The sequence below is a fragment of the Rheinheimera sp. genome (genome assembly GCF_020217005.1).
Taxonomy (GTDB): Bacteria; Pseudomonadota; Gammaproteobacteria; order Enterobacterales; family Alteromonadaceae; genus Pararheinheimera.
In genome coordinates, this window is the sequence record NZ_JAIWOI010000038.1 from 1 (window position 1) to 10,000 (window position 10,000).

The following is a 10,000-nucleotide window of genomic DNA, read 5'->3' on the forward strand; positions in this document are numbered from 1 at the left end:
CCGGATAAATAGTATAAAAGAACCTGTAGTGCAGATGGAGCAAGCCGGGGATGCCGTGTGGGTGAGCACAGCGCGGCATTTGTATAAGCTCAGCCCGCAGGGCCAAATTGAGCAAATCGAACTGCCAGAGGAACTGCAGCAGCATCCGCTTTATGACTTAAGCTGGTTTAACGGCACATTGCATTTTGCCAGTGAGTCGGGTTATTTCCATTTAGACAAGCAGCAAGGTGTTGTTCGCTGTGCCATTGATGGTGTGGACAATTCGGCTGTCTATAAGCTATTCAGAGACAATTCCGGAAGTGATTGGATCTCAGGATACAATAAGCTGTATCACCGGCATACGGGTCAGCAGTGGCAACAAATTAGTGCTGAAGAACTTGGCAGTTCCCCCTGGTTCAGTGACATTTTTGAAGACAGAGATCACAATATTTGGATGGCCAGTTTCAGTGAGGGTCTTTACAGAGCTTCTCCGGGCAAAATGCGGCGTGTTTTGGGCCAAGGACAAAAAGATAGCGTAGTGCGCAGCCTGCGTTATTCCCCACGTTTAAATGGCATGCTCGTCGCTACCCAAACTAATGTTGGCTTATTAACAGAGGATGAAGCTTTTATTGAACTGGTGGATCACCAGTCTCTGCATCAAAGTACTGTCTATGATTTCTACGATAAAAACAATCTGCTGTGGCTTGGAACAGACAATGGTTTGTTACTGTACAACTTTGACGATAAAAGCATCAGCAGGCCTTTTAAAGAACTGGCTAATAGTGCTATCCGCGTTGTTCAGCCCAGAGCAGCATCTGGCTTATGGATTGGTGGTGCAAATGGACTATATCAATACGATGGCACAGATTTAGTTGCTGCGCCTTTTAACAGTGATTTGGAATCGAGCTTCGTAACTGTCATTGAGGAACAAGACCAGGAGCTGCTGATTGGGACAACCAGTGGTTTGTATTTATACCAGCAGGAGAAGCTGAACAGAGTCGGGCTCGGAACCCCTTTGTTTGGCGCTTACATAACCAGCATTCTGACTTTACCTGACCAGCAACTATTGGTTGCAACTCTGGATGATGGCTTGTTTATCAAGTCAGCTCAAGGCCAGTGGCAACAGTATGACAGCAGCAATGGGTTACCTTTAGATCCTGTCATCAGCTTGTGGTTTGACAAAGATAGCCACTACCTTTGGGCCAGTAGTTTAAAAGGAGTATTCAGGTTCAAGCCACAACAAAGCTCCGCGGAGCAGCTCAAATTTGAGATGGTTTTGTCACCTTATGATCGGCAACTGGGTACTGCACCAGGGCGTTGTTGTAACGGAGCAGGTCACAGCAAAGTGGCAAAGTGGCAGGATCAGTTATGGTACCCCAGTCTGAAAGGTTTGGTGGCGGTGCCACTGCAGCTAACTACGGCACCGGATCGAATCTTAACGCCCTTGCTGCAGGAAGTGATGGGGCAAAAGGCTTACATTCTTCAGCCTGATCAGCATCAGTTGGTGCTGGAAACGTCCGATCGTAATATCAGCATTCGATACAGTGCACTGGAATTTATTAAAGCCAACGCCATTGAGTTCCGTTATCAACTCAAGGGGTTTGATCAGGAATGGCAGCAAGTGGGTCAACGTCGGGAAGCTATTTATACCAATTTGCCACCCGGCCACTATCAGTTTGTAGTACAGGTGCGTTATGGCAGCCAGTCGTGGACGGATCAGCAACAACTTAAGCTTGAACTGGTTGTACCGCGGCTTTTCACTGAAACCATAGTATACAAGGGCCTATGGGCGTTGCTGATCGTGCTTGCCTTATATGGTCTGGCCTGGCTTTGGCGGCGTAATGCAGTGATGCAACAACAGGAGCTGAGTAAACTGGTGCGGCTTCGTACTGCGGAACTGGAAAACAGCAATGCCCGTCTCTATGAATTGAACGAGCAATTATCGCAGCTTACTCACAAAGATACCCTCACCGGACTCAGAAACAGACGTTTCCTGTTTGAGCAATTACCTAAAGATGTTGAACAGTACCAACACAACAGGGATGCTTTACTGCAGCAAGGACGTTGTATAGCCCTGCTGCAACTTGATATGGATAATTTTAAATCGGTCAATGATTTATACGGCAATAGTGCAGGGGATTCTGTACTACAGCAGATCAGTGGTTTGTTATTGCGTGAAAGCCGTGGAGCAGACTATGTAGTACGTTATGCCGGTGAGCAGTTTGTGCTGGTGCTAAGAGATGTTGAGTTTGCCTCTGTTCGCGATATCGCCTTGCAACTGAACCAACTGGTCGCTGCAGCCAGTTTTCAGATCCCGGATGGCCGCACTGTGTCTTTGACTTGTTCCATTGGTTACAGTTGTTTTCCGCTGGAGCTGTTAGGTGGTCAGTTAATTTCCTGGGAAATCTCACTGCAGCTATCCGAAATTGCTCTGCGTAAGGTTAAACAATCTGGCCGCAATGGCAGCGCTACTTTAGGTTTTGATCCTCAAGTGGATGCTTTTGAATTTGAAGATTCGGGGCATATCGACGTGCAGATTGAAAAATTACTGGCAGATGGGCTGGCATGGTTTGAAGTAAAAAGCTATCGTCCCTAGCCGTCGTCCTTGAAGCTGCAACATCAATGCCTTAGGCTAGCAGCCGTCGTCCTGACGCTGCAACTTGGTTGCCTGCAAGTTCTTGCTTGAATAGGAAAGACACAGAAGGGCGGGGCAAAACCCGCCCTTACAGCAAAACAGATTTAGCGGCTGAGAAAAGCTTCTACTTTGGCCTGAATACCAACGCAGTCTAAACCTAGCTCAGCATAGATTTGTTCCTGAGTACCATGCTTGATAAAAATATCGGGCAAGCCAATATTCAATAGCCTCACAGGAAATTGTTCAGCGATACAATATTCGTTTACTGCAGAACCAGCACCTCCCATCAATGCGTTGTCTTCAATAGTCACAAAGTGGCTATGAGTTTTCGCAAGTTCAGTGAGCAAGTGCTGATCCAGCGGTTTCACAAAACGCATATCAACCAAAGTGGCATTCAGCTGGTCAGCTACAATGTGGCAGGCTTGCAACAAAGGTCCAAAAGCCAGCAAGGCGACTTTTTCTCCCTGACGACGCACCACTGCTTTACCTATAGCGAATTCGGTCATTGCTGATGCGGGAGTTTCACCGTTTCCGCTGCCCCTTGGGTAGCGCACTGCTGCGGGGCCTTTGTGTTGGTAGCCGGTGTATAACATCTGACGGCATTCGTTTTCATCTGAAGGCACCATAATCAGCATATTGGGAATACAACGCATAAAGCTCAGATCAAACGATCCCTGGTGAGTCGGGCCATCTGCACCTACAACACCAGCGCGGTCTATTGCAAAAAGCACGTCCAGATTTTGAATAGCTATGTCGTGGATCAGTTGATCATAACCGCGTTGCAGGAAGCTGGAGTAGATTGCGACTACAGGTTTTAAGCCTTCAATAGCCATACCTGCAGCTAAAGTCACAGCATGCTGCTCAGCGATAGCCACATCAAAATAACGATCTGGATAACTTTTAGAAAACTGGACTAAGTCTGAACCTTCACGCATAGCTGGTGTAATGCCCTGCAACTTTGGATCCATTGCTGCCATGTCGCAAATCCATTGTCCAAAAATATTGGAAAAGGTAGCTTTGCCTGTTTTTTTAGCTGGCTGGCACTGGGCTGTAGGATCAAATTTGCTGACCGCATGATAACCAATAGGATCTTGTTCGGCAGGCAGATAACCTTTGCCTTTTTTTGTGACCACATGCAGTAATTGCGGGCCTTTGAGGTTGCGCATGTTACGAATAGTATCAACCAGACTTTTTACGTCATGACCATCTATTGGTCCTATATAGTTAAAGCCTAATTCCTCAAAAAAAGTACCAGGTGTAACCATACCTTTAAAATGTTCTTCTGCACGGCTGGCTAACTGATGCAAAGGCGGCACGCCACTTAATATCTTTTTCCCGCCCTCACGCAGGCTGGTATAAAAGTTTCCCGATAAAATGCGCGCAAAATATCGGTTTAAAGCACCAACATTTTCGGAAATTGACATTTCGTTGTCGTTTAAAATCACCAGCATATCGGGTTTGACTTCACCAGCGTGGTTCAACGCTTCAAACGCCATACCTGCAGTAATAGCGCCGTCGCCGATCACTGCTACGACTTTGCGGTTTTTCTGCTCAGCCCGGGCGGCGATAGCCATCCCCAAAGCTGCGCTGATTGAGGTGCTGGAGTGACCAACACTCAAGGTGTCGTATTCACTTTCTTCGCGCCAGGGAAAAGGATGTAAGCCATCTTTTTGTCTGATGCTATGCATTCTGTCACGACGGCCTGTCAGTATTTTATGCGGATAAGCCTGATGACCCACATCCCAAATTAAGCGATCAAAAGGCGTGTTGTAGACATAATGCAATGCGACTGTCAGCTCGATAGTGCCCAGACCTGAGGCAAAATGGCCACTGCTTTGACTAACGGTTTTTAATAAAAATGCCCTTAATTCATCACTCAGAGCTGGAAGTTCGTCCTGCGGCAACTGACGTAATTCGGCTGGCAAGTTGGCCTTGCTCAGCAGCGGGAAGTCGAGACTATTCATGGTCATGAGAATGCCTGTGTTAAAACTGTCGCGCAATAACGTACCGGGCCAACGCCACCAGTTCGTCTGTTGCATAAGGAAGTTCGCGTAAAGCGGCTAATGCCTCTTCTACCAATAAGTGTGCTTTCTGCTTGGCCTGATCCAGCCCTAATAAAGCCGGATAGGTGGCTTTATTGGCTTTTTGGTCTGAACCTGCTGTTTTGCCCAGCACCTGGGTGTCGCCTTCAATATCCAGAATATCATCCTGTACCTGAAAGGCTAATCCTATGGCTCTGCTATAGCGCACTAACGCGTCTAAATGTGCTGCATTATCCACTGGACTGGCCAGATAAGCAAAACGTACAGAACACTCAATCAACGCGCCGGTTTTTAACTGATGCATTTGCTCCAGTGCATCCACCGACATTTTTTGGTTAGTGTGAGCTAAATCTATAGCCTGGCCACCGCACATACCGTTATAGCCTGCATGTAACGCAAGTTGTTGCACCATAGACAAAATACGTTGCGGCGCAACCTGCTGGTAGTTATGGCTACTTAACAGTTCAAAGGCGAAGGTCTGCAATGCATCACCAGCCAGAATAGCGCTAGCTTCATCAAAAGCTTTATGACAAGTGGCTTTACCGCGGCGTAAATCGTCATTGTCCATGGCAGGCAAGTCGTCATGGATTAATGAGTAGGTATGTAAGGCCTCAATGGCGGCGGCAGGGCCATCCAAATCTGCTAAAGAGGCACCTAACATCTGGCCGCAACTATAAACTAAAAAAGGCCGCATGCGTTTGCCGCCCAGCAACAAACTATAAGCCATCGCCTGTTGCAGACGTGGATCAGTTAAGGGCTTTTTTTCTAATTGCTGTTGCAGTACCTGTTCCAGCCTTTGCTGGTAAGAGGTCAAAGAATCTAACGTCAAATCATTCACCTTCGGTTGCTACAAAAGGTTCCAGATGGTCTTGACCGGCATTCTGGACTAATAACTGAACTTTTTGTTGTGCAGCCTGTAACTGCTGCTGACTGGTACGGGAGAGCTCTATACCACGTTCAAATTGTTGTAATGCCTGGTCAAGGCTAAGCTCACCTTGCTCCAGTTGCTGTACTATCTGTTCCAGCTCTGCAATGCTTTGCTCAAAGTGGCTGAAATCTGTTTTCTTTTTTGTCATATTTTCGCCTGATAATGGGGTCTGACCAAGCCCAGCGCGCTATTATGAGCAATCAGGACCGCGTTGGGAAAGGATAAATTTGTCTGATGCATTAATTTATAGTTAACTATCCCATACTTTTGCCGATAACTCACTATAAGCTAAGATAAAACCAGCTTTGAGCCGGTACAAAACCAAAGATTTGCATTCAGTTCTCCGGGAGATATGTAGTGGATTTAGCAACAGTCATAGGGTTAGTCTCTGTCATGGGGATGATGGTTTGGGCTATGTTTTTGAGCTCCAGCGGCAACTTGGGCATGTTTTACGACTTCGTCTCCATCGTTATTGTCTTTGGCGGTAGTATCACTGCTGTAGTGATGAAGTTCACTTTCACCCAGTTGGCGGACTCAATGAAAGCAGTGGGCAAAGCCTTTATGTTTAAAATTGAGTCTGCCGAAGAACTGATCGAAAAAGCAGTACAATTGGCTGACGCAGCGCGCAAAGGTGGTTTCTTAGCCTTGGAAGAAGCTGAAATTCCAAATGCATTTATGCAAAAAGGCATCAATATGTTGGTCGATGGTCACGATGCAGACGTAGTGCGGGGCACCTTGGAAAAAGACATTGAGTTAACCTACAGCCGGCATAATGTCGCTATTAACGTATTTAAGCAACTGGGGGATTTAGGCCCTGCCATGGGGATGATTGGAACCCTGATTGGGCTAGTAGCTATGTTATCCAACATGTCTGACCCAAAAGCCATAGGTCCGGCTATGGCGGTTGCCTTATTGACTACTATGTACGGTGCAATTCAGGCGAACTGCATATTTTTGCCATTGTCGGAAAAAATGGCTGTGCGTAATGAAGAAGAAAAAACCAATAACGAGCTTATTCTGGATGCCATTATGGGCATACAGGATGGGCAAAATCCGAAAGTGATCGAAGGCATTTTGCGCAATTACCTAGCTGCTAAAAAACGCGAGCCTGCAGCTCCGGCAGCGGAGTAGGAGTTGATATGGCAAAGTGTCCAAAGTGTCCACCACCAGGCTTACCAGCCTACATGGGGACTTTTGCTGACCTGATGGCGTTGTTGATGTGCTTTTTTGTGCTCTTGCTGTCATTTTCCGAGATGGATGTACTGAAATTTAAGCAAATTGCAGGTTCCATGCAGTATGCTTTTGGTGTGCAAAACAAAATTGAAGTGAAAGACATTCCGAAAGGTACCAGTGTCATTGCTATGGAGTTCCGCCCTGGCCGCCCCGATCCAACGCCTATAGACACCATTCAGCAACAGACGGTGGAAATGACACAGCAAATGTTGAATTTCCAGGCTGGTAAAGAAGACGAAGCCGGTGGCAGGCAAGAGCAACGTGAAGATAAGACAGGTGGTCAGTCGACCAGTACAGAAGAAGAGCCAATGGATACTGTTGCCGCTTCAGCTGAAGTACAGGAACAAACCAACGAGTTGGTGAAAAAGATTGCTGAACAGCTGGAAAAGCAAATTATGGACGGCGCTATTGAGCTGGAATCTTTAGGTCAGCAAATTATTATCCGTATCAGGGAGAATGGCTCTTTTCCGTCCGGTTCTTCATTTTTACAGCCAAAATTTAAACCTATTATTCAGAACATTGGTGCCTTACTGAAGGATGTGCCAGGCGAAGTGACAGTGTCGGGCCATACAGATGGTGAGCAAGTCTCAGACGAGCTGCATAGCAATAACTGGGACTTGTCGGCACAGCGTGCAGTATCTGTTGCTTCTGAGATGCTCAAAGCGCCTGGCTTTGATAAAAATCGCTTAGTTGTAGTAGGCCATGCTGAAACCAGACCTTTAGTACCCAACGATACCGAAAGCAACAGAAGACGAAATCGCAGGGTTGAGATTTCTATTATGCAGGGTAAAGCAAAAGAATCTGAGCCTATTAGTCTGGAACCTGCGGCTCAGGGCACAGCAAAGCCGCAGCCTCAGCAGCAATAAAAGCTAAACTGTTGCATCAAGGCGCGCTATAATTCGCGCCTTTATTTTTTAGTGAGCTCTTTGTGATGGAATTTTTAGTCAAACTGCACCCGGAAATATCGATTAAAAGTAAATCAGTCCGGAAACGTCAGACCATGCTTTTAGAGCAAAATCTGAAAACTATCCTGTTGCGGTTAGATCCATCTGTTGCCATTAAAAACAATTACGACCATCTATTGGTGCAGCTGGAATCCAACAGTTCTAAATTGCGCCAGCAGATGATAGACCACTTGGCCTGTATCCCAGGCATAGTGCAGTTTATGGAAATGCAGTCCGGTACTTACACTTCACTGCATGATATTTTTGAACAAGTCAAAGCAGTATTTGCCCCCAGACTTGCCGGAAAAACCTTCTGTGTCCGGGTGAAACGCACTGGTGATCATGAATTTAGTTCGCTTGAAGCGGAACGTTACATAGGGGGGGGGTTAAATCAACAGATCCCATCTGCCCGTGTTCAGCTGAAAAATCCTGATGAAGTGGTAAGAGTAGAAATTAAGCGTGACCAGTTGATTATAGTCAGCCAGGTGTTTGATGGTATGGGTGGTTTTCCATTGCCAAGCCAAACTGACGTATTGTCCCTTATCTCTGGTGGTTTTGATTCTGCTGTTGCCAGCTATCTGATGATCCGTAAAGGTCTGCGTACCCACTACCTGTTTTTTAACTTAGGCGGTGCGGCCCATGAGACCGGCGTACGTCAAATGGCGTTTTACTTGTGGCAAAAATTCAGTTTGTCGCACAAGGTCAAATTTATCAGTGTGGATTTTGCGCCTGTAGTAGAGGAAATTCTGGAGAAAGTCGACAACGGCCTGATGGGCGTTGTGCTGAAGCGCCAAATGATGCGTGCTGCGGCTATAGTGGCTGAGCGTATAGGCGTACAGGCGATAGTAACAGGAGAAAGCGTGGGCCAGGTGGCGAGCCAGACCATAGCTAATTTAAGCGTGATAGACAAAGCAACAGATACGCTGGTGCTGCGGCCGCTTATTTATCAGGATAAGCAGGAAATCATTGATTTGGCTCGAAAAATTGGAGCTGAAGACATGGCTAAAACTATGCCCGAATACTGTGGTGTCATTTCCAATAAACCCACTATTAACGCAGACTTGCACAAAGTCTTGCTCGCTGAGCAACAACTTGATTTAGTGGCGTTAGAAAAACTGGCTTTGGATGCCAATGTACTGGATATCCGCACTGTTGAGTATCAGGCTGAGCAAAAAATAAGCACAGTGCTGGATGAGAGTGTTATGGCTTCGGATGCCGTTATTTTAGATATAAGGGCGCCGGATGAAGTAGACCTGAAGCCTTTAGCTGGAGTCAGCCACAAGGTTCTACCTATGCCGTTCTACAAACTGGCCAGTCAGTTTGCTCAGCTCGACCAAAATCAACAGTATTATCTGTATTGCGAACGCGGCGTGATGAGCCGTTTGCAGGCTTTATTGCTGGCTGAGCAGGGTCATAGCAATGTAGGGGTCTATCGCGGCGATTTGTGAAGTAAAAGCTGATATAGCGCCTGATGTGCGGGTAGGGACAGTTGGTGCTGCTCTGCCTGCCTGAGTAAAAATCCTGTGATGTATTCAAGCTCGCTGCGTCGTCCTTTGGCAAAGTCCTGTTGCATAGAGGAATAATTTTCAGCAGTCTGGTGGATAACCTGAGCTACTCTGCTTTGTATAGCGTCGAAGCTAAAGTTATAGCCTGACGCTTGTGCAACCAATACAAATTCTTTAATCAGCAGCTCTATAGCTGCAGCGTATTCAGGTAAACTCAATTCGCCATTTTTACATTGATGCAAAGCTGTCAGCGGATTGATCACCGCATTTACAGCCAATTTTTGCCAGAGTGCCGGCAATATATCTGTCATGATCTCAAGTGGCCCCAAAGCAACCTGCATCGCCTGTTCTACTTTTTGCTTTTGCAACAAGGCAGCCTGATTCAGTGCACCCAACACCGATTGCCCTTGGCCACTGTGGATCACAGTGTTTTCATCTGCTTTAAAAGCACCATGACTAGTAGTTAAAAACCAAAGCCCTTGTGCAGGTTTAAGCAAAGGTAAAAGTAGTTCGACAGTTCCCATGCCGTTGTGGCTTAGTACCAACTGTGCATCATCGGCCAGCTGCGGCAATAGCTGCTGAACCGCATCCAGCACCGCGTATGCTTTGACTGGTATCAGCAGATAAGAGTAGGGCAACTCAAGTTGAGCGGGTAACGAAATAAGGTGCTGGTTATGGCTTGATTGAAATGAAAATTCAAAAGCGCCAGAGTGACGGCGATGTAACTGCAGAGG

At 46.7% G+C, this 10,000-nt stretch carries 8 protein-coding genes; 4 read left to right on the forward strand and 4 right to left on the reverse strand.

The window, feature by feature from the left end; genetic code table 11:
* A partial coding sequence (locus LDL40_RS01915; protein WP_300993203.1) for a ligand-binding sensor domain-containing diguanylate cyclase occupies nucleotides 1-2,575 on the forward strand: 2,575 nt, incomplete at its 5' end.
* A 143-nt stretch (nucleotides 2,576-2,718) separates the two neighbouring features.
* Here LDL40_RS01915 and dxs read toward each other — a convergent pair.
* From dxs to LDL40_RS01930, 3 genes are read right to left on the reverse strand one after another with little or no spacing between them, the layout of a single operon-like run.
* The gene (gene dxs, locus LDL40_RS01920; protein WP_300993205.1) at nucleotides 2,719-4,584 is read right to left on the reverse strand and encodes a 1-deoxy-D-xylulose-5-phosphate synthase; all 1,866 of its coding nucleotides are present in this window, start codon (nucleotides 4,582-4,584) and stop codon (nucleotides 2,719-2,721) included.
* A 13-nt stretch (nucleotides 4,585-4,597) separates the two neighbouring features.
* Nucleotides 4,598-5,485, reverse strand: coding sequence for a (2E,6E)-farnesyl diphosphate synthase (ispA, locus tag LDL40_RS01925; RefSeq protein ID WP_300993207.1), 888 nt, complete (start codon nucleotides 5,483-5,485; stop codon nucleotides 4,598-4,600).
* A 1-nt stretch (nucleotide 5,486) separates the two neighbouring features.
* Nucleotides 5,487-5,732 (reverse strand): exodeoxyribonuclease VII small subunit, encoded by a 246-nt coding sequence (locus tag LDL40_RS01930; RefSeq protein ID WP_300993209.1) that lies wholly within the window; start codon nucleotides 5,730-5,732, stop codon nucleotides 5,487-5,489.
* Nucleotides 5,733-5,941: 209 nt separating this feature from the next.
* Here LDL40_RS01930 and pomA point away from each other — a divergent pair, with 209 nt between their 5' ends.
* From pomA to thiI, 3 genes are all read left to right on the forward strand, one after another.
* Nucleotides 5,942-6,715, forward strand: coding sequence for a flagellar motor protein PomA (gene pomA, locus LDL40_RS01935; protein WP_300993211.1), 774 nt, complete (start codon nucleotides 5,942-5,944; stop codon nucleotides 6,713-6,715).
* A gap of 8 nt (nucleotides 6,716-6,723) precedes the next feature.
* The gene (locus tag LDL40_RS01940) at nucleotides 6,724-7,683 is read left to right on the forward strand and encodes a flagellar motor protein MotB (protein ID WP_300993213.1); all 960 of its coding nucleotides are present in this window, start codon (nucleotides 6,724-6,726) and stop codon (nucleotides 7,681-7,683) included.
* 65 nt (nucleotides 7,684-7,748) lie between these two features.
* Entirely contained in the window at nucleotides 7,749-9,209 is a 1,461-nt protein-coding gene (gene thiI / locus LDL40_RS01945) for a tRNA uracil 4-sulfurtransferase ThiI (protein ID WP_300993217.1), read from the forward strand.
* Here the strand turns inward: thiI and LDL40_RS01950 are convergent.
* A partial coding sequence (locus LDL40_RS01950; RefSeq protein ID WP_300993215.1) for a ketopantoate reductase family protein occupies nucleotides 9,191-10,000 on the reverse strand: 810 nt, incomplete at its 5' end. The genes thiI and LDL40_RS01950 overlap by 19 nt on opposite strands.